The following is a 22,310-nucleotide window of genomic DNA, read 5'->3' as shown; positions in this document are numbered from 1 at the left end:
ACTGGTCCGGATAAAATACACGAAAATAATAATCCCAAGCAGCATTTTTGCATTGTCCTTGTTATGACCACAGTGTTCTCCTTGTTGTTACGCGAGTATCAAAAATTTTATTCAATGCAGCGCTAGGTTTGGGGATGCTCGGTGGGCAGGGGTTTCCTTTTCCAGGCAAGCGTTTTTCGCCGATGGCCTTTTGTAAAAGTATTCCCTCCCGATGCCGCCGTTTCTTGAATTTTTTGCGCTGGTCTGGAATGGTGAATTCTTGAAGGGAGGTGCTCAAAGTTTGCCAATCTCCCTGATAGTAGGCGGACCAGAAAGCATTGCGCGTTTTGTCCTGAGCAGTTTTTTTATTCTCGGCTTTGTTCAAGGAGTCACCGTGGCCATATTGATAGGAAAAATCCACCAGTGCTGTTTGCGCTTCGGCTGGAAGTTGCTGAAAAGTGGTTCCCATCTGGTTGTTGCGATTGAATTGCGCTTCCAGTTGACGCACTGAGCGTAATTGCACAGCCTGTGTGAGAAAATCGGCTTCTTCTTTTGATAAACTTGGAGAATTTTTTGTGACTATTTCAACTGCTTTCCAGGCTGTTATTTTTTTGTTCATATATGGAGATAAATTAGTTATAATTTCTTCATAGTCAATGTGGTCTGGGTTTCCATTTGCCTCAACATAAGCCTTAAAATCATGGCGGAGTTGCGTAGGCGTCTGCTGCGCCAGATCTACACCATTTCCGATGGTTACCCCGCTGTGCGAATCAGGGGAAAAACCATGCTTCTTCTTGTTAATATGCCCAGGATTATGAGGGTCTTCCCGGTGATAACCGGGTACATAGCCTTCTACCCAGACACCGCCTTCACTGACGGAAAGAAAGGACCAATCCATTTTATACGCGCTGACACAAACAGCGGCGGATGTCGCGAGATCCTGGGTGTTCGTGACACCACTATCCTTATGATAACAGCTAGTTAATTCAGAGAGACGTCTTCCATAGGCATCCTGGATACAAAAACTGTCTCCTTTACACTCAATGGTTTCCTTTTTCCATTTTTCCTGAGAAGTATTCAGATAGTCCAATGCCTCGTGATAATTGCCTGCTTTTTTCATATCATCCGCCAACTGGTTATAGTCCTTGGATACCTGTCGATCAAGACTTGCCAGCTGTGGATCCTGGCAGATGATTTTTTCGGTTTCAGTGCTTGCCGACGCGCAGTTAAAGGATGTGGAGTACAGACTCGCTCGTGCATCTACTGTGATTATGCAGGTTAAAAGCAGGCAGGGCTGTAGGCATTTTTGAACAAACTTAATGGATGGATTCAATATGCTTTCTCCGTGAATTATGCTTAGCATCAGGCACCTGCATTACAAATGTGATCGGACACCGGCGCTTTATCGTCAGAAATAGTGGCAAGATCGCTGGGAGAAGTGGGAAGTGGCTCCATGTTCGAAGCAGGTGGGGTGGAACCGTGTACACTTTCCGCCTCTGGGTGTTGCACAAGCTGGTTTTGACTAGGTAGCCCCGCCACAAGCACAGGGCTTTGCATGCGCATCACCGTGTCTGTCTGCAAAGGGATTCCCCAGCCCATCTGGCCATTAATACCAGTTACCGGACTTAACTGCAGACCAAAAATGCTGGGTAAGCCCATTTCCTGTTTCAAGGCATAGAGGCCACGCCCAATTTGATCAATGAAGGGTATAACGAGCGGCTGTACAGTAGTAATTTGTACTTTCAGAAGAGTCGCATCCTGTATGGACATTTTGCTGTTGACGCCGGTGCTTGTCTGCCGGTAAGCAAGATGATCCACAGGAATTGCATGAACCGGAGCCCCAGACCCGTCACGGGTCAGTTCAGCAAAATCATCAAAGGCCTCTCGAGTGGGGCTGAGTATTTGGATGTTGGCTTGTGCTGCAGCGGTTTTGGCGGCGGCGTAGCCTCTGGCCAGAGCTTCCAGGTTTTGACCGTGGGTGTACAGCGGAGTCAGGCCACGGGCCAGTGCTTCACGGATTGCTTCAGTGTTCGCACCGTGCAGCGTTCCTGCGCGCACAGCCTCCTGAGTGGCCACTTCAAATTGAGCGCGAGCCTGATAAAGAAGGGCTCCTTGAAAAGTGCCGAGCAGGGCCAGCAGTAGAGTTGGCAGGGTGATGGCAAACTCTACGGCACTGACCCCCCTTTCGCTAAGGGGTATAGCGACAGTCTGCTCGACTACTGTGGGACATGCCCGATCAAACAAATAAAAACTAGGCAACATAATGTTCTGCTCCCGAGCTACATTGCGATTCAGGTGTCTGGAAAATTCCGAGATCAATGGGTAATCCCCGCTCGCGCATTACTTCATAAAATTCTGGTATAGCCCCGGTCGCCCTGAAAGCACCGCGCACCCTACCTTCGCTGTCGTAACCCTGTTGTTTGAAAGTGAATAACTCTTGCAGCTGGATGGTTCCGCTCTCGGTCCCTGTTACCTCGCAGATGCTGGTGACCTTGCGAGAACCGCAGGAGAAACGGGTGATTTGTAGGATTACATCTACTGCTGAAGCAATTTGTTCCCGGATAGCCGTGAGTGGTAGATCCATGCCTGCCATCAGCACCATGACCTCCAGACGGGAGAGCATATCGCGGGGGCTGTTGGCGTGAGCTGTAGTAAGGGAGCCATCATGCCCTGTATTCATGGCTTGCAGCATGTCCAGTGCTTCACCACCGCGACATTCGCCAACAACGATGCGATCGGGCCGCATGCGCAGGGCATTACGTACAAGTTCCCGAATGGATATTTGTCCTTTTCCTTCCATATTGGCGGGTCGGGCTTCAAGGGAAACGAGGTTTGGCTGGTAGAGACGCAATTCTGCCGCATCTTCAATGGTGACAATGCGCTCGTGGTCGGGGATATAGTTGGAGAGGACGTTCAGCAGGGTGGTTTTACCCGATCCTGTCCCTCCGGAAATAATCATGTTCTTACGCTGCTGGACACAGACCTGAACAAATTGCGCCATCTCGGACGCGATGGATTCATAAGCAACTAGGTTCGCCATCTGCAGACGTTTTTTGGAAAATTTCCGGATGGTAATGCAGGCACCTTTGAGGGATAGAGGCGGGATGACAGCATTGACACGGGAGCCATCGGCGAGGCGTGCGTCCACCAACGGTGAGCTTTCATCAATGCGTCTACCAATGGGCGCAACAATTCGATCAATAATATGACGAACGGCTATTTCACTACTGAATAGGGCGGGCGCTGCCAGTAGCTTTCCTTGCCTTTCAATAAATATTTCGTCAAAGCGGTTTACCATGATTTCGGTAATGCTTTCATCAGCCAGAAAGTCTTCCAGTGGACCCAGGCCAATGGCTTCATCCAGCACTTCCTTGACAAGTCTTTGTCGATCAATATCCGCTGATGGATTCATGCGCCAGACGATTTCGCGCACCAGTTCACCCACCATGCGGCGCAGTTCTTCTGTGGAAAGTGTGCTGAGATCAATGCGACGTAAATCCATCTGGCTACGAACTGATTCATGTACTTCCCTAACCATGCTGAGCCAGTGTGCGTCATATACAGGGCGAGCTATCTGATCAGTTTTGGAGATGTCTAATACCTTGGTTGTTGATTGTGGAGGAGTAATAAGTGGTTCAGCATTGGGTGGATTGTCAATGGAACAAGGTATTTTATTATTTAAAAGAGACGTTGCCGAATTGTCTTTGTCGACTTCTAGGTTTTCGTCGTCAAAGCGGGGCAGGATCTGCAGGCAATATCCTGCGATAACAACTTCGTCCTTTGCGCCCACTGGTCCATAGGCGCGCAAGCGTTCACCATTAACCATGATCGTGGCGAAATTGCTGAGCCCTTCAACATACACTCCACCCTGCTCGAAGTAAGCGCGAGCATGTTCCTTGCCAACGTTCCAGCCTTCCAGACGTAATTGAGCATACTCAGCCTTTCCCATGAGGCATACCCCATCGCTGGGTGCAATGATTTGGGTTCCTGTTTTAGGATGTGATGCGCGGATCAGAAACATGATCTTCTCTCCTAACGAATAAAACCTTTATCTGAGCTGCGTTGGTACATGTTTTCGAGATATTTTGCCTGAGAGGCAGCGTCAATATTTTTGCGTGAATCTGCGGTGATCACGGTGGGAGTAACTAGAAAAACCAATTCGGATTCGTTATCTCTGAAATCATCGGATTTAAAAAGGTATCCAATAATTGGTATGTTTCCAAATCCTGGAATTTTGCTACTATTCTTGGCAAGATTATGATCCACCAAACCCGACATCACCAGTGTTTCACCATCTTTCAGGTTGATTTCTGTTTGACTACGATTGGTATAAAACCCTGGCACACCGCCAACCGTCAGTGAAGGGTCAATGTTGCTCACTTCTGTAAAAATTTTCAAACCAATATTATGGCGATCATCGGCAACGGGTGAAAATTTCAGTCGAATTCCGAAGTCCTTAAAAATCACCGATGTCTGACCAAAGCCGATGGCCAGTGGAATAGGTATTTGTCCGCCAGCCAGAAATTCTGCGGGTTCCTTGCCACCGCTTTTAGCGCTTAATTTTGGATTGGCAATCTCATAGGCTTCACCATTTTGCAGCGCATAATTAATGCGTGAGGCCACGGAAGCTATGATGCCAAAATTACTTGCAAGTGGGGCCACCTTTAGCGGTAAATCAGTGATCCCGGAATTAGGAAATGCGAAGTTCGCTAAAGGCCCACCTGTACCATTACTGGTTGGAACCCCCATGCGGAAGTATGGATTAGAAGTAAAATCACCCACAATTCCAGCTTGTGGTCCGGCCATTGATTGATTCCAGTTTACCCCGAGACTGCGAAAAAAGTCTCTTTTCATCTTAAGTATTCGCACGTCTAGAAGAACTACTTTTTCCATTCGCAAGGGTTCTTTTTCGGCGAGATTTATCACGTTGGGGTAAACTGCTTTGAGTTTTTCAATGCGAGTCAGAGTTTCTTCAGAAAGGTTTTTTCCATCTATGATTATTCTATCGCCGACAATCCTGACCTGAGTGTTGGGACTGGCGGTCAGCAAGCTTGAAATTTCGTCCGCCGCATGTCCAATATCTTTGGGAGCGATTACTATCCGAGCGGCACTTTCTGTTCCGTTTTTGTACCATAAATGCAGATTGGTTTCTCCAGTACCCTCTGCAAGGAGCAATAATTCCTTGTTATCTACAAGTGTCACGCTCAAAATCTTACCGTTACCAACTGCGACTCTTCTGATCGTGCTGGTCGGAATAATTTTGACCTGACCAGAATACATCGAAATATTTTCTGCTTGATTAATAAAAGGGTCTGCTGTGGCTATGGACAATGTTGATATACATAAGATGGCTGTACTAAAAATATTGGTAACGGGTTTCATCAGAGGCTATTTCCTGTCAGGACTGAGGTAAAGGAGGAATATAGGAAAACGGTAAATATTGGATTGTTTGTTCAGCAGGGGGGATGCTGTGCTCCTGATTGTGGTGCTCTTCAAACGATGGTTTAGAATTAAGCGCACCATCATTTTTCTGTCCCGTAGTTGATATTTGAGTGATGTCAGCTGGGCCGTTCGAGGTCGTTCCACCCGCTATATATTCCACTCCTGCAGGAGGAATAGGTGGATAACCAATGATGTCATGCAAGGAGACACTACGCTTTGGCCATGCCGTATTTTTTTTATTACCACGTAAATCCATTCTGATTTCCCCGCTTTTTTGTGCAACCAGAATTTCTTGTGCTTGCAAAGGCGTCACTTCAAGGGTAATGGTGTTGTATCCCTGTGAATAATTGTCAATATTGTTTGGGGAAAGTTCTCTTCCAGTGGCAATTATTTTTAAATTCTGTCCTAAAAATCGCACTAGCGACCCCTCTGATGTGGAACTTATTGTTTGTAGGCTATGCAGGGCGGTGTTATGAGATATGCTTGACGAAGTGATCCACAATAAATCGATGCGATCCCCTGGCCGCAGCATTTTATCCAAGGAGTTCTCTGAGTTTACCGAAATGGTCAATGCAACGTGTTGGTCATCAAGAACGTCCGCTGGACTCTCTGTCGCGTTAATCATCGACAGTGTAATTGGCTTTCCTCTTTCTGCCTTAAAGAGCAGTCTTTTCAATGCAATTTTATCGAAATCAGTGTCCAGAACTGCGCCTGCAGGAGTATTGTCGGCCTGGATAACGCGACGTGCTACCTTGGCTAAGGTAATGACAGTACCAGCGGGTAAATTTTCTATCGGGACAACTACTGATACGGTACTTTCTTTCTTGGGAGTTAATTCACTTATGAGGCGTTTTTTTAGCGCAGTTTCCTGAGCATCCAGCGTTTGAATAGCAAGCACTGCTGCGGCAAAACCCGCTGTGATAGCAAATGCCAAAATGATCCAGCCAATTAGGGCACGCTTTTTCTTTTGCAGAAATGGGGGGGTGGCGGTTGGTTCAGGGATGTTTTGAGTCGACACGAGTTGTCCTCAAAAAGGTAGAGTGGCGATAGCTGCAGCCCAGGAAAAATCGCTGGAAAATTTCCGCAATGCATCCATCAGCTGTACGATGGGACTGGGCGTACCCACAAACAGTAAGCCGAGTGCAAATACGGCGACGATGGCATACTCAATGCTGGACTGACCTTTTTCATTCATCGGCGGTCTCTACCGTTGATCCAGCACAACAACGACACGGCTTTCACCAACTCCATCGGCACCAATAACCATATCGATGTGGCGGTTGTCCTTATTCATGGAAATAACGGATGTCTGCCCCTGCATTGCCGGGCTTCCACGCCATTGTCGTGCCAGAAGTGCTTTTTCCAGGAGCGTACGCAAATCAGATGCAGGCATGTTCACATGTATATGCAAAACTCGTCCGTGTATCCCATGATCGTGACTATCAATGTCCTGCAATATTTCGGCATTCGCAGGAAGAGGCAAATCATCTGGCAGAGGATCGTGCCCTGTCTTCTGGTCCATTCGTAGGCTGGAGAGTGTACCGTAGGCAGTGTTTCCTTCCATATGCCACTGGCTGGTGAGCGAATATGGAGGAGTGATACAACCCTGAATATGCTCACCACGAAGAATATTCTCGGTATATGATCCTCTTAGTTGGGCGCAGGCGTCGACAAAATGGGAACGCAGCCGCTCTTCCTCCGCACTGACATGAAATTGTGTAGCATGAATATCCACGCCATTGATTTTGAGGCTTCCCGCTAAAGGTTCTGTCACAGTATTTTCAGGTGTTGGTAGTAAGAGAGGATTTTCTCCCGCCCAAACGTCTGTGTTACCCAGGCAGAACATACAGAGAAGAAGAAGTTGATTTTTTCTCATGACCTTCCATCTCCAGGATAAGGTTGCAGGCGATCTCCATACTGTACTTCTGGATCCACATGCCCGTAGCCCAGCTGATTGAGTTCAGGAAACAGCACTCCCCCCATAGTCTTTACGGTGTTGAACAGACCATTGCCGAGATAGGCGCTGGGCAGGAGAGTTTTAACGATTCTGACTTCTTCTTCAGGACCATTAGCGGTCCAAGCGTCCGTCAAAACCGCTGCTTGTGCGTTAAATCGCAGGCCATCTGAGAAGGTGCTGCCTGGCAGGTAGACGTAAGAGGGTAAACCTCTTAGTGGCACACTGATATTTGCCACTGTAGGTCCGGTCATCTGCAAGGGGATTCTGGAGATTTTCATGAGCGTTCCCAAAAACTTCATGGACACGCCATCGGCGATGTTTTCCTCATGCGTCGAAATGCTTATGTCAGCCAAATTGCGGAGTAGTGGCTGGCCATCATGTCGGGTTAATATTGGGTGTACGCTATTACTATTACCTGAGTTGATAGATACGGGCCCTATACCGTGAGGACCAAAAAAACGTATTGCAGCCTCGTTTCGTAGCTCTCTGTCATTTTTGATGGCGGGCCATTCCCGCCCTGGAGGAGGAGACTTTCTCCACACTATTCTCTCCCAAGCTACATAGCGCGCTGCCTGGATACTTCGCAACTGCGTAAAGCTCCATTTGCCGGTGTAAATAACAAGGAAAAATAGAGGAATTATTGCAAAAGCTGCAAGCACGACGAATTCGGTGAGTGACTGACCTCGTTCTGAACTATGCGAGCTATCCCCAAATAATTTTTTTTCGGCATGAATTTTTTTCAGCATGAGAAGCATCACGTTTATTGCAAGCCAAGCAAAGTCGCATACAGCGATCTTTCGCGTGCATTCAAATCCACTAGTCGGGCTTCCCAGAACGGGCTAAAAAGATTGGCGCGCTCGTCATAGGCATCAGCGCGTTGCCATAATGATGCAGGCCGTCGGAAAAATGCTTGAGCTTTGGCCATGGAGCGTATGTGCTTGCCTGGATTGTCCTGTGCCAGTGAAATGTTTGTTTTATCCTGAGCGGACTGCTTGATGCCCAAAGCGTTGCTGGCATCCCGTACGTTTTGGCGATCATGCTCCACAACTACAACATAAGAAGGCATTACATCAGCTGGATCTCCATTCGCGTCCTTAAGTTGTGGGTTATTCCGATTAAAATCCCAGTAGCGACTGATTCCACCAGCAGAAAAACGTGTTGCATCGCCGCCGACCGAGCGCATGGATGCCCCCGTGCTATCTTGCTCTCCGGGATTTTTGAAAGCAGCAATATTGGACCCTTGAGCATTTTGCGAACGGGAATCCTGATAGGCTGGTAAGTTGACTATACGTTCTGCAGTTGGAAAAACTGTTTGGGGAGTTGATCTTGTTTCCAGATATCGACCAGGATAGGGGAAATTATTGCCATTACCGGTTTGTGATGCTCCAAAACCTAATGGGATCTCAATCAATTTTTTTCCACCAAACAATATCCCTTTTCTGGTCCAAACATGTAATGACAAGGTGTCCATACCGGACCAGCCAAACTTTCCTTCTGTAGTTTTGGCAATCTCCGAGCCCCCAGCGCGACGAAATTCCCAGCCGGTAACGTACAGATTTCCGGATTTAACAGGGAGAAGAGGTGTAGGCAGATGATTCCGGGTGGATGTAAAACCATCTCGTGAGGCATTGATCATGTAAGCCATGCGGTTTTGAGCTTGCTCTTTGTCACCGCCCCAACGCTGAAGGAGGTTCCCACGATTTTTGAAATAACTGCTGAGGTTGGTAGCCATAATAATGGTGTTTAGTTGACCGTTGGCATCATTCAGTTTAACAACCTGTTCAGCAACGGCTGTCATTGCTCCACCAGGATGATTGTTGCCTCCTCCTGGATCGAAAACACCGTTAGCAAGGTGGTAGGCTTCTTGCGAACCACTCAAAGCCGAATCGGCTAAATCCAGTGCGGGAAGCAAGACGTTGCTTGCAGTTTCTATGCTTTGATTCAGCACATTGGTGCTTTGTGCAATGGCATTGGTAATGGCTGTTATGATTGAGCCTACACCTGGAATGGTCTGGGCAAAATTTCCAACATTCCGGATGTTATCACCCAGACTATTTATGTGTCTTCCCCACGAAACAAGACTGATGGTCTGGCCAATAGCTACTTGATTTGCCACCATAGCGCGATTTGTGTAAGCAATAAAATTTAGTTCGCGCGCTTCCATTTGCATGGCTGAAAATGCTGCCGCGTCAGCCGCATTTTGCGTTTTAAGTTTGACAGCGGTTTGCTGCCCAGTATTAAAAACAAACAACCCTGCTAACAGTATGGCTGGAATTAAAACAATAGAAAATAACGCTGCCTGCCCGGATTCTGCGAGATTTTTCGAAGTAAATATCATATTTATAGACGTTGAACGCATAATAAATTCCATATTTATATGAAGTTGATGATCCCGGTAGGTGCGTATGGAATTATTTCTCAATCTGAATTGATGAAAAATTCTAAATTAAAAAATTATTTGCCTAAGTCAGATTTGTAATCACTCATATTTTTCTGAATGGCAGCATTGCCTGTTGCTTGCCCCGCAGTGCCCTGCGCTGCAGTGATTTCGGTTCCTCCACTTTTGCCAGATAGTTCCTGGGAAATACCCGCCATTTGATGACGCAACGTCTGTCCAAAATAGGAAAATACTGCAATTCCAGTTATGGCGATGAGGGCAACGATAATGAGATATTCTGTCATCCCTTGACCGTATTCTTTTTGCTGATTTGACGTGGATAAATTATGTTTCATGAATCCTCCATTAGGGTCGGCTACTTTATCGATGTGTTATTATTTAAGCATGCCACAAAGACATGAACAATATGTTCAATAATCACGCGTTTTAATTTTTAATTATTTGTAAATATTGAATAAATATTTTTTTATAATTATGGCTTATAATTTTTTAATGATGATTTATGTTTGTTGTATAAATATTGTTTTATAGTTAATTATTTTCTATAAAATTTATTGCTAATGACGTTATTATATTATTTTCAGTGAGGTAATTTGTGATGTTAATTTGTGGGGTAATATGTCGCAGTTTGACGCTCGCGCTTGTCACGATGGTGTACCAGATTTTTTGCTGGACGCAGCTGTAACTGCGGCTAACCATGTGCTCGCAGATTTTTACCACTTAGTCCTGAGCGAGGATATATGGAAGAAATTTCAGGGTGCGCTGGACCGTTCGGTTCAAGTGAAGCAAAACTTTGCAGCAATTACTCAGAGCTACTGGGGTAATAGCTTGGGTGCGACTCATGAGCAGATTCGCAAGCTCACATCCTCATGGATGTGGCTGATGGGTGCCAACGAGATAAGTTTCCCGGCTTGCAAAAGGATCCTGCCCGGTGCGAAAAAAACAAGTTACGATTACGACAATTTAATAATTTCTACGCGTCTGTTGATGGCTCTATTTGCCTCAGTATCGTTGCTAACCAGGGGTCTGCTTGATCCATAGCCTGTTGTTTCAAGGCGCCGGGGATCAATGCCTTCGACAAGCAAGGCGTTTTTAACAGCTACCGCCCGAGTGACGGACAACTTTTGGTTGTAGCTTTCTGCACCTACCTGATCTGTGTGTCCCTCAATTCGTACATGTAACTGAGGATGCTTCTTTAGTAGATCACTCAATGCCTTCAAGGAGGGTTGGGCATCTGCCCTGAGGCTTGAGCGATTGAAGTCAAAAGGTAAATGCAAGGAAAATTGCCCCTTATTATTCAGTGCATAGAGCATGCTTTCGCTAGTCAGAGGGTCGGGCGAACTGGACACCATCCCGTTTTGCATAGGCTGCGTCTGTATTGCATATACTGAAGCATCCTGGGAATGACCGAACAGGGTGTTGTCGTTTATGAAAACTAAAGTACGTACTCCATCAGCAGCTCGATGTTCTGCTGTTAACATCCGCCCATCATCAAAAAGAAAATTTTCAACGCCTCCTGTATAGCCTGTCGGCGCGTTTCGCCAGAGAGATGTATTGATGGCTGCATCTCCATTGGTTCTGCAACTGTGGTTGGCGCATTGCCACAAAATATGGAACCCTGCATGCTGCAAAGCTTGTTGATAGTTGCGGATCACTTCCAGTGGCGAGCGATCTCTGGGAACCTGATATTTGATATAAGTGATTTGGCCCTCCAGTGTTTCAGAACGGGTCAGAGCATTTTTACCTAATGGTCCCAGGGGAATTGTTATTTCATCGTAATGAGCGCTGCGATAATTATCCACTACGCTTCCGGGGTATCGCCCCAGAAAGGGGAGATCTTGACCACTTTCTGCAAGAGTAGATGTTGAACCTGCTAAAGACAATGTCAGAAAAAAGAAAAAATTAAATCTGTTACGCATGCTGTTCACTCCAGTCAGAAGTGGCTCCGAAAGACAACGTGGCGATTTGTTTTTTTCTGCCAATGGTCCTTAGAAGGCGCGCGAGGAGCATGCGCCTGTTTGGTACCCCATGGCGTCGGCATAGTGCGGCTATCCGGGAACGTATGGTGCTTTCACTCTGTCCAAGTTGCAGTGCAATTTGGCTTTGACCAACACCATTAACCAGTAATTGTGCAATAAGTAAATCTGTCGGGTTTAGTTCAGGATGAAAGGGGTATTCTATTTCTAATCTGCTGTGCAGGAAGGTTAGCCCTGCCTGAATTTTTTGCATTTCTACAGCAGTTAGTATTCTTTGTGTGTCGAGATGAAACAGTATGATCTGCATGGGAGTGTCATTGCAGATGAAGCTTGACGCGATTTCCAGTGAGGTCATGACTGTGTGCGGAGTTGGGGTGTTCCCCGTGGCTTCCCTTTGAGCCCGAACGATCAGTCCCCGAGGTGGGGTGGGCCAGCGCCCGGCAGGGTAGCGCCACCAGCAATGTGTTTGCCAGCTCTTGCTTTGTCGATGAATACGGTAAGTTTTTATCTGGCGCAGCCAGCCTAGATCACGCCAATGTTGGGCCATCTGTGTCGGGGATAGCTGCAAATTGTTGTTCAAAAGTGTTGCATCTGTGCCCTGGAGTTTTGTCTGGGCCAATAGTTTTAACCACATCGTTCGCTCCCTCCATTATGGAAGTTGATACATCTATAATATTTTCAAAAATAATACTGTGATTTTTCATAATGTCAATATCGTATATAAAATGGATAAAGACCTCTTTCATGGGTTTATAATTCTTGTTTATCAGTTTATATATAAATAAAAAACATGTAGTTATAATATATCTGTTATGATTATTGAACATCTTTTTAGAATTTTTATCTTATGATTAAATGATCCTGTAAAGCAGCTATCGGTTATGGCTGAAAATGTAATGCTGATTATAATGTGTATTGTTTTACACTTTGTCTGAGCTGCTTGTTTGAGTGGGAGAGACCTGTTGCGACATGAAGCATTTGCTTTTCTGGTCTTTATGGCCGTTCTGGGCCTGACGCTGCTGCTATTATTTGCTGCCCGTCAGCTTCTGCATAGAGGACAGAACCGCTTCGCACGCGACAGTCAAATGGGGCTGAAAAGTCTTTTCATTTTTGCGGACCCCGTGTTGCTCTGGAAATTTAATCTGATGTTGCTGGTTGTTCTGCCTATTCTGACGTGGTGGGCGTCGGGGTCAGTTGTGGTCGCTGTCGGGGCTGCCTTTTTGATCCTGCTTCTGCCGCGCCTGATTATGCGTTGGCTGCAGGGGCGACGCTTGGACCGACTGCATGCGCAGTTGCCAGATGCGCTGATGATGTTGGCCAGTGGACTGCGTGCCGGTGCTAATTTGCAACAGGCTATGGAGGGGCTATCTCGTGATCTCAGTCCGCCCATCAGTCAGGAGTTGGGTTTGGTGGTGCGAGAACAGCGTCTTGGAGCTGCTTTTGAAGATGCGATTGATCATCTGGCGGAACGTATACCTAGTCCAGATGTACAACTGGTCGCTTCCGCATTGCGAATTAGTCGGGAAGTCGGAGGCAGCCTTGCAGATACAGTGGCACGACTGGGAGAAACTATTCGCAAGCGACTGATGATGGAACAGAAAATAAAAGCATTGACTGCGCAGGGCCGTCTTCAGGGGATCGTCATGACGGCGCTTCCTGCATTGATTATTTTGGCCCTCTTGCAAATCGAGCCGCAAGCTATGGGTGCATTATTTAGTACGACCCAGGGATGGGCAGTATTGGCCGTTGCCATTCTTTGTGAGTTTTTGGGTTATTTTTGGATACGGAAAATTGTGAGTATTGAAGTATGACAAAGCTAACAATATGGTTAATTGCCGTACTGATAGGGTTGTCTATTGCTGTTGCAATTTATGGCTTGGGTTATCTGGCACGCCAGATGGAGCCCTCGCCCAGGGACTACATGGATCCTTTACCCAAAGGGTTGAGGCTGCTTTGGCCCATAGTTCAATTTGTTCGTTCAACATTGGTTATTTTCATTCCCGATCGTTTGCTGTTACCGGTACATCAACGGTTACAAAGAGCGGGTATGCACTACTTGCTGAGTTCCAGAGAGTTTGTTGCACTGAAAGTTCTGAGTACGACGGTACCCTTGATTTTTTGTGTGTTGTTATATCGGGTTTCAGGGTTGTTCAATGTTTGGCTGTTATTTTTGACTATGTTGTTTGCGAGCTTTTATCCTGACATCTGGTTGGTTGAACAGGCCAAGCGGCGTGGGCGTCTTATTCTAAAAGAGTTACCGGTTTACCTGGATTTCATCACCCTTATGATTGAGGGAGGGCTTAATTTAACCAGTGCGATGCAGGTGGCTGTTGATAAGGGGCCTGCAGGCCCGCTGCACAACGAGTTCGCGATCATGATTCGGGAGTTGCGATCCGGTACGGCAAAAATGGATGTGTTTCGACGCTTTGGAGAGCGCGTATCGTTGACGGAAGTACGCAGTCTGGTCAGTGCGTTGGTTCAATCAGAGGAGCGTGGCGGAGATCTGGGACCAGTATTGCGTGCTCAAGCAGAACAGCGACGGGAAGAGCGTTTTTTGCGGGCAGAAAAATTGGCTCTTGAAGCACCAGTCAAGCTTTTGGCGCCGCTGGTGGTTTTTATTTTTCCGATTACCTTCCTGATGCTGGCTTTTGTGATTTACATGAAATTTTTACAGGAGGGCGGATATTGATGTCAGTAGGCTGTATCTCTCGGGGAGAAGACATTTTATGGACAGAAGTGTCTTGCGCCAGTCATTTTGGAGATCGTCTGCGTGGGCTGTTAGGGAAAAGTCATCTCAATGCTGACGCAGGACTGCTATTGATGCACGTAGGCAGTATTCACAGCATAGGCATGGTTTTCCCCATTGACGTGATTTTTTTGGACCAGAACAGGCGGGTTACTGCTTGTCATAGCGATTTGCCCCCCTGGCGTTGGCGATTTTGCCGTGCTGCAGTAATGACCCTGGAAGTAGCCGCTGGCGGCATTAGGTTTTATGGCGTTGAACCCGGCCAGCGGCTGGAATGGCGTCCGCCATTGCACGACTGAGCCATACAGTCCAAAATCCACCCCTGATATGAGGGGGACCCATGTTTGACAATCTGACCCAAAAACTCACCCAGACTTTTAAAAACCTGCGTGGCCAGGGGCGTTTGAGCGAAGACAATATTCGTGACGCCCTGCGTGAAGTGCGTTTGGCCTTGCTGGAAGCCGATGTGGCACTGCCGGTGGTGAAAGACTTCATCAACAAGGTGCGCGAATCGGCGCTGGGGGAGGAAGTGGTGAAAAGCCTGTCGCCGGGGCAGGTGTTTATCAAGATTGTCAATGATGAACTGGTCAAGCTCATGGGTGAGCACAACGACCGGCTGGATTTGAGTGCCCGTCCTCCGGCGGTGATCCTTTTGGCCGGGTTGCAGGGTTCCGGTAAAACCACGACCAGTGCCAAGCTCGCTTTGTGGCTCAAGGAAAAAGAAAAAAAGCGGGTCATGATGGTGAGTACCGACGTCTATCGGCCTGCTGCCATGGAGCAGTTGGCGCATCTGGGCAAGGATATTGAGGTCGAAGTATTTCCGTCCCGTCCAGATCAGCAGCCGGTGCAGATTGCCAAAGATGCCTTAGAGGCAGCGCAGCGCGGGGTATTTGACGTGTTGATTGTCGATACCGCCGGACGCCTGCATGTGGATGACGCCATGATGGCGGAAGCCCAGGCTTTGACCGGCGCCGTCCAGCCGGTGGAGTTGCTGTTTGTGGTGGACGCCATGACAGGTCAGGATGCGGTCAATACGGCCAAGGCTTTTAATGATGCCTTGCCGCTGACCGGCGTCATTTTGACCAAGACTGACGGTGACGCGCGTGGTGGCGCTGCCTTGTCGGTGCGGGCCATTACCGGCAAGCCCATCAAGTTTATGGGTATTGGCGAAAAAATCCGCAAGGGTCTGGAACCTTTTTATCCGGATCGCCTGGCTTCGCGTATTTTGGGCATGGGCGATATTGTCAGCCTGGTTGAGCAGGTCCAACAGGATGTCGATGTTGAACAAGCGCAGAAAATGACCGAAAAACTGCGCAGCGGAAAAGGTTTTGACCTGGAAGATTTTCGCCAGCAACTCCGGCAGCTGGAAAAAATGGGGGGCATGTCGAGCATTATGGATAAATTGCCGGGGATGGGTGAGCTCCCCGCTGAGGCACAGGCGGCCATGCAGGACGGTAAACCCATGCGTCGTCTGGAGGCCATTATCAATTCCATGACGCCCGGCGAACGTCGGCATCCGGAAATCATCAAGGCTTCGCGCCGTCGTCGCATCGCTGCAGGCGCTGGAACCACCGTAACTGAGGTCAACAAGCTGCTCAAGCAGTTTGAGATGATGCAGAAAATGTTCAAAAAAATGGGGAAAGGCGGGCGCGGACTCAGCCGTTTATTGGGGATGAATCCCAAATCGATGTTAAAGGGCGGTTTACCCTTCCGTTAGAGCTTGTTTTTAGTTACGATACGCGCCTTTCTCCCGTCCAGTGGGAGAGGACATGGTTAAGGAGAACACATGGTAGTTATTCGTATGGCCCGGGGCGGCGCCAAAAAGCGGCCTTTTTATCACATCGTGGTGACGGATAGTCGTAACCGGCGCGATGGCCGTTTCATTGAGCGCCTGGGTTTTTACAATCCCATTGGCGCTACGGCCGAATTGCGCATCGACAAAGAGCGTGCCGCTTACTGGCTCAGCCAGGGTGCGCAGCCTTCTGATACGGTAGCCGGCTTTTTCAAGAAAGAAGGCGTGAGTAAGACGGGTGTCGCTGCCGCCTGAGTCTGAAGAATGGGTGGTGCTGGGAAAAATTTCCGGCATCTACGGTGTGCGTGGAATGTTAAAAGTGTTCTCTTTTACGGATCTGCGTGATGCCATTCTCGACTACTCACCCTGGTTTTTGGGTTCTGAACTACGGCCTTATGTGTTGGAAGAGGGGCGTATGCAGGGTGAGGGTGTGGTTGCCAAGCTGGCGGAAGTCAGTGACCGGGAACAGGCCCGTGCCCTCATTGGTCAGGAGATCAGAATTGCGCGGAAGTATTTACCGGACCTGGAGCCCGGTGAATATTACTGGCGTGATTTGATTGGTATGCGGGTTCAGAATCTGGAAGGTCAGTTTCTGGGAAACGTGAAGAGTTTTCTCGAAACCGGTGCGAATGACGTTATGGTACTGGACGGTGAAAAAGGCGGGGAATTGCTGATTCCCTGGTCAGATACAAGTGCAGCTGGGGTGGACCAGAGTGCCGGACTGATTACCGTGGACTGGCAAGCGGACTGGTGATGCGTTTTGATGTCATCACTATTTTTCCGGAGCTGATTCACGGTTATCTGCGCGAGGGGGTGCTGGGGCGGGCCCAGGCGCGTGGGCTGATCCAGATACATGCCTGGAATCCTCGCGATTTTAGCGATAATGCGTATCGCCGCGTGGATGACCGGCCCTTTGGTGGCGGTCCGGGAATGTTGATGATGGCGCCCCCGTTGTTGGCAGCCATTGCTGCGGTACGCGCAGCAAACCCGGGGGCGCCGGTGATTTACCTGTCCCCCCAGGGGCAGCGTCTGCAGCAGGGAGCCGTGCAGGGCTTTGCCGGTGCAGACGGATTGATTTTGCTGGCAGGCCGCTATGAAGGCATTGACGAGCGGGTGCTGGCGGCGGTGGATGCAGAATGGTCCATTGGCGATTATGTACTGGCAGGTGGGGAGTTGCCTGCCTTGGTACTGATTGAAGCAGTGGCCCGGCAATTACCGGGTTTGTTGGGACATGCGGACTCGGCAGTCGAAGATAGCTTTGCGGATAACGGCTTGCTGGACTGTCCACATTTTACGCGCCCGGAAGTGGTGGGGGACGTAAGGGTTCCGGAAGTTTTGCTTTCGGGAGATCATGCCCGGATTCGTAGTTGGCGCCTGCAACAGTCTTTGGGGCGTACGGCTGAGCGGCGTCCGGATTTGTTGGCGCAGCGCGTTTTGAGTGCGCGTGAGCAGAAGTTATTGGATGATTATCGCCGTCAGGACGGCGAAGTGCAGTAATACTAGGCGAAGGAGCAGGGCTGTGAACATCATTGATGAAATCAACAAAGAACAGGTTCAGTCGGAACTTCCGGCTTTTGGCGCAGGCGATACGGTTGCCGTGCATGTCAAGGTGAAGGAAGGCGACCGCGAACGTATCCAGATTTTTGAAGGAATCTGCATTGCCCGTCGCAATCGTGGCCTGCATTCTGCCTTCACGGTGCGGAAAATCTCCAATGGCGAAGGTGTGGAACGTGTTTTCCCCTCTTATTCACCGCTGGTGACCAAGGTGGAAGTCAAGCGTCGCGGTGATGTGCGTCGTGCCAAGCTTTACTACCTGCGTAATCTGTCTGGTAAGGCTGCCCGCATCAAAGAAAAACTGGGCTGATGATTTCTGCTGCGCTTCCTGGCGAAGGCTGGGTTCGCTTTGGATAATCTGATCATGACGCCGGCGTCCAGGGAAATCCTGGAACGCTGGCGTTCTGCGTCTGTTGATGGGCGGGCCGCCCTGTGGGCCGACCCCGCTCAGCAGTTGTTGCTCCATTCGGCCTGGCAGGAGGATATCCTGCCGTATTGGTGGAGTGCAGCGGATAATACGGAGGCTTTGCAGGTGGTGGTGGATAGCCAGTCCATCTGGGCTGCAGCGGGGCAGCTTCCTGTCGGGCTCTTGGCCGCTGCGGCAGGTATCCAGGAAGAAAAACGCGCGTTATTGACTGCCGCCCCTTTGCCGGAGTTGCTCAAGCTGGAAGCCAGTGCACCCATGCCGCTGGATATGGAAGTCGATCTTCTGTCCAAGGCGGTGGAAGAAGCTGATCTGGAGCATCTGGTGCCTTTGCTGCAGAGCATGGCCGATGACGAAAATGCCCGGCGTGTGGTGCTGAATCGGCTGGCCCAGCGGCTGGCGGATGACAGCCATGCGCAGGGCCTTCGTAGTATTCTGTTTGGTGAATGGCATGACGCAGCGGCCGGGCTGCCTGCCCGGCCTTTTGCTTTGGGGGCTTTGGCTCTGTTGCAGAGCCATTGGCAGCAGGCATCTGGTATTGCGGTGGTCGTGCCGGAAGGGCGTGCGAGTCGCGATCCTGAAGTGGATAAGCCCCTGCTGCATGCCCTGCGCGAGCGCGATCTGCCCGCCTTCATGGGGCGGATCCGGGCCTTGGGGGATCAGCCTCTGGATGCCATTCGGCAGTTGTTTCTGACGGTGACCCTGATGATTATTGAGGGTGGTCATCGTCATGATCCTCAGGCGCTGATGCGTTTGTATGTCTGGCTGGGAACCCTGCTGACCTTTCCCCATCGCAGTTTGCGCCAGGCACGTAAGGTGTTGTTCAGTGCTGCCGCCAGCACTTTTGGCTTTGCCGGTTGGCAGCGCCGTGAGGATTGGCCGGATTTCAGTACCCTCGCTGCTTATCGGGATAGGGCGCTGTCCGAACCGGTTCCGGCGCCTTTTACCTGGCAAGGGGCGCTTTATGCTGCCGCTTCCGGAACATCTGCGGATTGGTGGTTACAATTGGCCGAACGGGCGGTAGCCCAAGGGAATCCCACGGGTTTCTGGCCGATCTGGCGAACTGCGCAGCGTGCCGGACAGGTCACAGGAGGACCCTTGGCATGGATTCACCCTTTGGTCGTATTGCGTTTTTATTTCGATTAAGTAAACAGCCTCATGACGATGGCAGCACCCCCGTCTGAGGATCTTCAGCGCATTGATGCTTTTCTGGATGCGCTCTGGCTCGAAAAAAATCTGGGTGAAAATACCCTGGCTGCTTATCGGCAGGATCTGCTGCAGTTGTCTTTGACTCTGGCTGAACAGGATGCGCACTTGCTGAGTGCTGATGCCGGGATGTTGATGCGTATTCTCGGACAAAAACTGCAATCCGGCGCGGCAATGCGTTCGGTCGCCCGGTTGCTGTCCAGCATCCGCCGTTTTTATGGTTATGCGCTGCGTGAGGGCTGGGTAACCCACAACCCCAGCCAGAACTTGCAAAGTCCTCGTCTTGCCCGCTATTTGCCCCATGTGCTGAGTGAAACACAAATTGAAGCCCTTCTTGCCGCACCGGATCAGACCCGGCCGCTGGGGTTGCGCGACGCGGCGATGCTGGAGTTGATGTATGCCTGCGGCTTGCGGGTTTCCGAACTGGTCAATCTGGAAATGCGGCAACTGGATCTGAACGCAGATCTGGTCATGGTCTTTGGCAAAGGCCGCAAGGAACGGCTGGTGCCCATGGGGGAAATGGCGGCTGAGCGAATAGCGACTTATTTGCAAAATGCCCGTCCCCGGATTCTGGGAGCGCGCATTTCTGCAGCCGTATTTGTGACAGCTCGCGGGGCAGCGATGACGCGTCAGCGTTTCTGGCAGAATATGGAAGCTTATGCAAAAGTCGCCGGTATTGAACAGGCAGTTTCACCCCATAGTTTGCGCCATGCTTTTGCCACCCATCTGCTGAATCATGGTGCTGATTTGCGCAGCGTACAGTTGATGCTGGGGCATGCGAATCTGGGTACTACCGAAATTTACACCCATGTCGCCCAGGCCCGCCTCAAGGCCTTGCATGAAAAGCATCATCCCCGCGCGTAGGATTATTTTACGCTAATTTGGACTTGCAGCCTGGCGCGTTTCGACTATCTGTAAAGTCAGGTTTATAACCATAGAGTGTGGCAGAATATGATGCAACTTCCTTCCATTCATCCCCAGCGTGACCCCAAAACCGGCATAGTGACCATTGATAATGAGCCAGTGATTTTTCACTGTAATCATTACAATCGCTTTTTGCAGTTGGTGGTCGAAGATTGTCACTACATTCAGCGTGATCCTATTCTCATGCAATCAGCGGCTGAGGTCAGCTTCCGGCAACTGCAGCAACATTTTAAATCCTGTCCGGACTGGTCAGTGGAAGATCGGCTGGCGTATGCAGAAGCTGTTTATCGATTTTGTGGATTCGGTGATTTGCCCCTGGCATCTTTTCAGCTGCCGGAAAACCCGGAAAATGCTTTTCAGATTATCGAAAAAAATTCTCATTATGGTTTTGCCCTACGTCTTAATTATGGGAAAAGACGCTGGGCAGGAGAACACTTTGACCTGGGATTTGCTATTGGTGCCTTATCAGCGGGTTATGAGATCCCATTTGCCGGTCATTTGGGAAATCGCCTTGGTGATCAGTCCCTCAGCCGTGGGGACGAACAAACAGATTTCTGGATGAGTCAAATTCTTATTGCCAAACCAGACGGAAATATTATGGGTACCCAGGCCATTGTAGAGGTAAGATTACCTTCAGAAGCGGCGGATATACCTGAACGCACTGTTGGCCTGCATCTGGATGAGCCGGGTATTATCGCAGCAGTCAGTGGCATGCCGCTTCAGGGCGATGAGCATGGGATGATACGGGAATTTGGCGTTTGTCTGACGCGACATTATGCAGACTATTACAATCTGGTATCTTTTCGCTTCGAAGAGGCTCTGGTTAAAGCAATGGCCACCCATCCTTATCTGGGTGAAATGCTGTGGTATGAATATCCCGCCCTGTTTTATTACAAGGAAAAATTTGCGGGATTACAGGGTAAGGATCTCGCCGATACCCTGCTTATTGAAGCCGGTCATATATGTGGTTTCAATACTATGGGTGGCATTATGCGCTCGGATCCCTGGTATCAGCTGGTGGTCCCCCAATTGCGCTGTCGTGAGGACTGGCTGGCGGGTATCGTCGCCTGTATTAATGCCCTCGGCTGGGGTGTCTGGAGGATTCATGAACTGGTGCCCAACGAACGTCTGGTGCTGAGGGCCTGGTATCCCTATGAATCTCTGGGTTATCTGCGGAGTTTTGGCACGGCAGATCATCCAGTGGATTATTTGATGACGGGTATCGGCGCATCCTTGATGAACCTGCTGTACAGTGCTGATATTACCGCCAAACCCGATCTGACCCTGGAATTTTATTATCAGGTGAACCGTTCAAAAGCTGGTTTCTGGGGACGGCAAAGCGCTTGTGTGGCTATGGGTGATCCCTATTCTGAAGTGATTGTCGAGCGCAACGTCCTGTAGCGCTCGAACGGGTTATTTTTTTGCCAGGGTAATGACCACATAGATGCTGGCTTTACCCTGACGGACCAACATGGGAATGGGTTGGTCTGCGGGTAGTTCGGCGACAATGTGCGCCAGCTCGCTGACATTTTGGACATCCTGCTGATTGATCTGCTGAATGATCATTCCGGGCATCAGGCCCGCTTCAGCGGCAGGGCCTTCACTGACGCCTACCACCACCACACCATGGTGAACATCCAGCTGTTTTTCAATATCTGGAGTCAGATTTTGAACATGAATATCCATCCGACTGATTTTCAGGGTCTTTGCAGGCGCTGCCGGTTGGGTACTGCCGGGCTGCTCGTCCATGTTTTTCGGCAGGGCGGTGACCAGAACATTTTTGGTTTCCGCGACGCCATGATGAAGGATGCCCACGCTGGCATGGGTGCCGGGAACCGTGTTGCCGACCATGGGCGGCAGTTGGCCGACGTTGTAAACCGGTTTGCTGTCATAGGTCACAATGACATCACCG

General features: G+C 49.5%; 26 protein-coding genes. 12 read left to right on the top strand and 14 right to left on the bottom strand.

The features are described from left to right. Positions 1-61 precede the first annotated feature (61 nt). From H7F11_RS11955 to H7F11_RS11910, 10 genes are all read right to left on the bottom strand, one after another. Positions 62-1,312: a pesticin C-terminus-like muramidase gene (locus H7F11_RS11955; RefSeq protein ID WP_193649473.1), complete on the bottom strand. Its 1,251-nt coding sequence runs from the start codon at positions 1,310-1,312 to the stop codon at positions 62-64. A 29-nt stretch (positions 1,313-1,341) separates the two neighbouring features. Continuing rightward, entirely contained in the window at positions 1,342-2,241 is a 900-nt protein-coding gene (locus tag H7F11_RS11950) for a TadE/TadG family type IV pilus assembly protein (protein ID WP_193649474.1), read from the bottom strand. Further along, positions 2,231-4,000, bottom strand: a complete 1,770-nt coding sequence (locus tag H7F11_RS11945) for an ATPase, T2SS/T4P/T4SS family (RefSeq protein WP_193649475.1) — start codon at positions 3,998-4,000, stop codon at positions 2,231-2,233. Before H7F11_RS11945 ends, H7F11_RS11950 begins: the two co-directional genes overlap by 11 nt. A gap of 11 nt (positions 4,001-4,011) precedes the next feature. After that, positions 4,012-5,361 carry a type II and III secretion system protein family protein gene (locus H7F11_RS11940; RefSeq protein ID WP_193649476.1) on the bottom strand — a complete coding sequence of 450 codons (1,350 nt, stop codon included), beginning with the start codon at positions 5,359-5,361 and terminating at the stop codon, positions 4,012-4,014. 16 nt (positions 5,362-5,377) lie between these two features. Continuing rightward, the gene (gene cpaB / locus H7F11_RS11935) at positions 5,378-6,439 is read right to left on the bottom strand and encodes a Flp pilus assembly protein CpaB (RefSeq protein ID WP_193649477.1); all 1,062 of its coding nucleotides are present in this window, start codon (positions 6,437-6,439) and stop codon (positions 5,378-5,380) included. 9 nt (positions 6,440-6,448) lie between these two features. Continuing rightward, a complete protein-coding gene (locus H7F11_RS11930) occupies positions 6,449-6,616 on the bottom strand; it encodes a hypothetical protein (protein WP_193649478.1) in 168 nt (55 codons plus the stop codon). A gap of 9 nt (positions 6,617-6,625) precedes the next feature. After that, the gene (locus tag H7F11_RS11925; RefSeq protein ID WP_193649479.1) at positions 6,626-7,297 is read right to left on the bottom strand and encodes a hypothetical protein; all 672 of its coding nucleotides are present in this window, start codon (positions 7,295-7,297) and stop codon (positions 6,626-6,628) included. After that, on the bottom strand, positions 7,294-8,124 hold the full coding sequence (locus H7F11_RS11920) for a hypothetical protein (RefSeq protein WP_227485465.1): 831 nt from the start codon (positions 8,122-8,124) through the stop codon (positions 7,294-7,296). The genes H7F11_RS11925 and H7F11_RS11920 overlap by 4 nt, the downstream gene beginning before the upstream one ends. Positions 8,125-8,138: 14 nt before the next feature. Then, the gene (locus tag H7F11_RS11915; RefSeq protein WP_227485464.1) at positions 8,139-9,737 is read right to left on the bottom strand and encodes a pilus assembly protein TadG-related protein; all 1,599 of its coding nucleotides are present in this window, start codon (positions 9,735-9,737) and stop codon (positions 8,139-8,141) included. Between the two features lie 95 nt (positions 9,738-9,832). Further along, on the bottom strand, positions 9,833-10,111 hold the full coding sequence (locus tag H7F11_RS11910; RefSeq protein WP_193649481.1) for a Flp family type IVb pilin: 279 nt from the start codon (positions 10,109-10,111) through the stop codon (positions 9,833-9,835). Between the two features lie 283 nt (positions 10,112-10,394). Here H7F11_RS11910 and H7F11_RS17285 point away from each other — a divergent pair, with 283 nt between their 5' ends. After that, positions 10,395-10,817, top strand: coding sequence for a DUF1778 domain-containing protein (locus tag H7F11_RS17285; protein ID WP_193649482.1), 423 nt, complete (start codon positions 10,395-10,397; stop codon positions 10,815-10,817). On the opposite strand, the gene H7F11_RS11900 is transcribed toward H7F11_RS17285, so the two are convergent. The 3 genes from H7F11_RS11900 to H7F11_RS11890 all read right to left on the bottom strand — a co-directional run bounded on the left by H7F11_RS11900 (position 10,730) and on the right by H7F11_RS11890 (position 12,498). Next, on the bottom strand, positions 10,730-11,695 hold the full coding sequence (locus tag H7F11_RS11900; protein WP_193649483.1) for an OmpA family protein: 966 nt from the start codon (positions 11,693-11,695) through the stop codon (positions 10,730-10,732). The two genes, H7F11_RS17285 and H7F11_RS11900, sit on opposite strands and share 88 nt — an antisense overlap. Next, the gene (locus H7F11_RS16765) at positions 11,688-12,059 is read right to left on the bottom strand and encodes a helix-turn-helix transcriptional regulator (RefSeq protein ID WP_227485463.1); all 372 of its coding nucleotides are present in this window, start codon (positions 12,057-12,059) and stop codon (positions 11,688-11,690) included. The genes H7F11_RS11900 and H7F11_RS16765 overlap by 8 nt, the downstream gene beginning before the upstream one ends. 220 nt (positions 12,060-12,279) lie before the next feature. After that, on the bottom strand, positions 12,280-12,498 hold the full coding sequence (locus tag H7F11_RS11890; RefSeq protein ID WP_193649514.1) for a hypothetical protein: 219 nt from the start codon (positions 12,496-12,498) through the stop codon (positions 12,280-12,282). Between the two features lie 216 nt (positions 12,499-12,714). Here H7F11_RS11890 and H7F11_RS11885 point away from each other — a divergent pair, with 216 nt between their 5' ends. From H7F11_RS11885 to H7F11_RS11835, 11 genes are all read left to right on the top strand, one after another. Further along, positions 12,715-13,563 (top strand): type II secretion system F family protein, encoded by an 849-nt coding sequence (locus tag H7F11_RS11885; protein WP_193649485.1) that lies wholly within the window; start codon positions 12,715-12,717, stop codon positions 13,561-13,563. Then, positions 13,560-14,441: a type II secretion system F family protein gene (locus tag H7F11_RS11880; RefSeq protein ID WP_031573076.1), complete on the top strand. Its 882-nt coding sequence runs from the start codon at positions 13,560-13,562 to the stop codon at positions 14,439-14,441. Before H7F11_RS11885 ends, H7F11_RS11880 begins: the two co-directional genes overlap by 4 nt. Then, entirely contained in the window at positions 14,441-14,797 is a 357-nt protein-coding gene (locus H7F11_RS11875; protein WP_193649511.1) for a DUF192 domain-containing protein, read from the top strand. The genes H7F11_RS11880 and H7F11_RS11875 overlap by 1 nt, the downstream gene beginning before the upstream one ends. A 41-nt stretch (positions 14,798-14,838) precedes the next feature. Then, the gene (ffh, locus tag H7F11_RS11870) at positions 14,839-16,215 is read left to right on the top strand and encodes a signal recognition particle protein (RefSeq protein ID WP_193649486.1); all 1,377 of its coding nucleotides are present in this window, start codon (positions 14,839-14,841) and stop codon (positions 16,213-16,215) included. Positions 16,216-16,284: 69 nt separating this feature from the next. Then, entirely contained in the window at positions 16,285-16,545 is a 261-nt protein-coding gene (gene rpsP / locus H7F11_RS11865) for a 30S ribosomal protein S16 (protein WP_010637598.1), read from the top strand. After that, positions 16,529-17,044, top strand: coding sequence for a ribosome maturation factor RimM (gene rimM, locus H7F11_RS11860; RefSeq protein WP_193649487.1), 516 nt, complete (start codon positions 16,529-16,531; stop codon positions 17,042-17,044). Before rpsP ends, rimM begins: the two co-directional genes overlap by 17 nt. After that, positions 17,044-17,787, top strand: a complete 744-nt coding sequence (trmD, locus tag H7F11_RS11855; RefSeq protein WP_227485468.1) for a tRNA (guanosine(37)-N1)-methyltransferase TrmD — start codon at positions 17,044-17,046, stop codon at positions 17,785-17,787. Before rimM ends, trmD begins: the two co-directional genes overlap by 1 nt. Before the next feature lie 22 nt (positions 17,788-17,809). After that, positions 17,810-18,154 carry a 50S ribosomal protein L19 gene (rplS, locus tag H7F11_RS11850; protein ID WP_010637603.1) on the top strand — a complete coding sequence of 115 codons (345 nt, stop codon included), beginning with the start codon at positions 17,810-17,812 and terminating at the stop codon, positions 18,152-18,154. Between the two features lie 54 nt (positions 18,155-18,208). Further along, a complete protein-coding gene (locus tag H7F11_RS11845) occupies positions 18,209-19,414 on the top strand; it encodes a hypothetical protein (RefSeq protein WP_193649488.1) in 1,206 nt (401 codons plus the stop codon). Between the two features lie 12 nt (positions 19,415-19,426). Next, positions 19,427-20,338, top strand: a complete 912-nt coding sequence (gene xerD, locus H7F11_RS11840; RefSeq protein WP_193649489.1) for a site-specific tyrosine recombinase XerD — start codon at positions 19,427-19,429, stop codon at positions 20,336-20,338. Between the two features lie 87 nt (positions 20,339-20,425). Beyond that, on the top strand, positions 20,426-21,799 hold the full coding sequence (locus tag H7F11_RS11835; RefSeq protein ID WP_193649490.1) for a hypothetical protein: 1,374 nt from the start codon (positions 20,426-20,428) through the stop codon (positions 21,797-21,799). 12 nt (positions 21,800-21,811) lie between these two features. Here H7F11_RS11835 and H7F11_RS11830 read toward each other — a convergent pair. After that, positions 21,812-22,310, bottom strand: a 499-nt coding sequence (locus tag H7F11_RS11830; RefSeq protein WP_193658151.1) for a PDZ domain-containing protein, incomplete at its 5' end; no start/stop codon positions are given.

Origin of the sequence: Acidithiobacillus sp. HP-2, from assembly GCF_015100155.1 — a bacterium.
GTDB lineage: Bacteria > Pseudomonadota > Gammaproteobacteria > Acidithiobacillales > Acidithiobacillaceae > Acidithiobacillus.
The sequence above is the reverse complement of the archived record's forward strand: the minus strand, read 5'-3'. Positions and strand labels throughout refer to the sequence as shown.

Bases quoted from the DNA above. Each gene is read 5' to 3' on its own strand.
- H7F11_RS11930 (WP_193649478.1), bottom strand. From the start codon at position 6,616: ATGAATGAAAAAGGTCAGTCCAGCATTGAGTATGCCATCGTCGCCGTA.
- H7F11_RS11875 (WP_193649511.1), top strand. From the start codon at position 14,441: ATGTCAGTAGGCTGTATCTCTCGGGGAGAAGACATTTTATGGACAGAA.
- H7F11_RS11900 (WP_193649483.1), bottom strand. From the start codon at position 11,695: ATGCGTAACAGATTTAATTTTTTCTTTTTTCTGACATTGTCTTTAGCA.
- H7F11_RS11915 (WP_227485464.1), bottom strand. From the start codon at position 9,737: ATGCGTTCAACGTCTATAAATATGATATTTACTTCGAAAAATCTCGCA.
- H7F11_RS11890 (WP_193649514.1), bottom strand. From the start codon at position 12,498: ATGAAAGAGGTCTTTATCCATTTTATATACGATATTGACATTATGAAA.
- H7F11_RS11925 (WP_193649479.1), bottom strand. From the start codon at position 7,297: ATGAGAAAAAATCAACTTCTTCTTCTCTGTATGTTCTGCCTGGGTAAC.
- trmD (WP_227485468.1), top strand. From the start codon at position 17,044: ATGCGTTTTGATGTCATCACTATTTTTCCGGAGCTGATTCACGGTTAT.
- rpsP (WP_010637598.1), top strand. From the start codon at position 16,285: ATGGTAGTTATTCGTATGGCCCGGGGCGGCGCCAAAAAGCGGCCTTTT.
- ffh (WP_193649486.1), top strand. From the start codon at position 14,839: ATGTTTGACAATCTGACCCAAAAACTCACCCAGACTTTTAAAAACCTG.
- H7F11_RS11945 (WP_193649475.1), bottom strand. From the start codon at position 4,000: ATGTTTCTGATCCGCGCATCACATCCTAAAACAGGAACCCAAATCATT.
- H7F11_RS11910 (WP_193649481.1), bottom strand. From the start codon at position 10,111: ATGAAACATAATTTATCCACGTCAAATCAGCAAAAAGAATACGGTCAA.
- xerD (WP_193649489.1), top strand. From the start codon at position 19,427: ATGACGATGGCAGCACCCCCGTCTGAGGATCTTCAGCGCATTGATGCT.
- H7F11_RS11950 (WP_193649474.1), bottom strand. From the start codon at position 2,241: ATGTTGCCTAGTTTTTATTTGTTTGATCGGGCATGTCCCACAGTAGTC.
- H7F11_RS11845 (WP_193649488.1), top strand. From the start codon at position 18,209: ATGACGCCGGCGTCCAGGGAAATCCTGGAACGCTGGCGTTCTGCGTCT.
- H7F11_RS11920 (WP_227485465.1), bottom strand. From the start codon at position 8,124: ATGCTGAAAAAAATTCATGCCGAAAAAAAATTATTTGGGGATAGCTCG.
- H7F11_RS11940 (WP_193649476.1), bottom strand. From the start codon at position 5,361: ATGAAACCCGTTACCAATATTTTTAGTACAGCCATCTTATGTATATCA.
- H7F11_RS11835 (WP_193649490.1), top strand. From the start codon at position 20,426: ATGATGCAACTTCCTTCCATTCATCCCCAGCGTGACCCCAAAACCGGC.
- H7F11_RS17285 (WP_193649482.1), top strand. From the start codon at position 10,395: ATGTCGCAGTTTGACGCTCGCGCTTGTCACGATGGTGTACCAGATTTT.
- H7F11_RS11880 (WP_031573076.1), top strand. From the start codon at position 13,560: ATGACAAAGCTAACAATATGGTTAATTGCCGTACTGATAGGGTTGTCT.
- H7F11_RS16765 (WP_227485463.1), bottom strand. From the start codon at position 12,059: ATGCAGATCATACTGTTTCATCTCGACACACAAAGAATACTAACTGCT.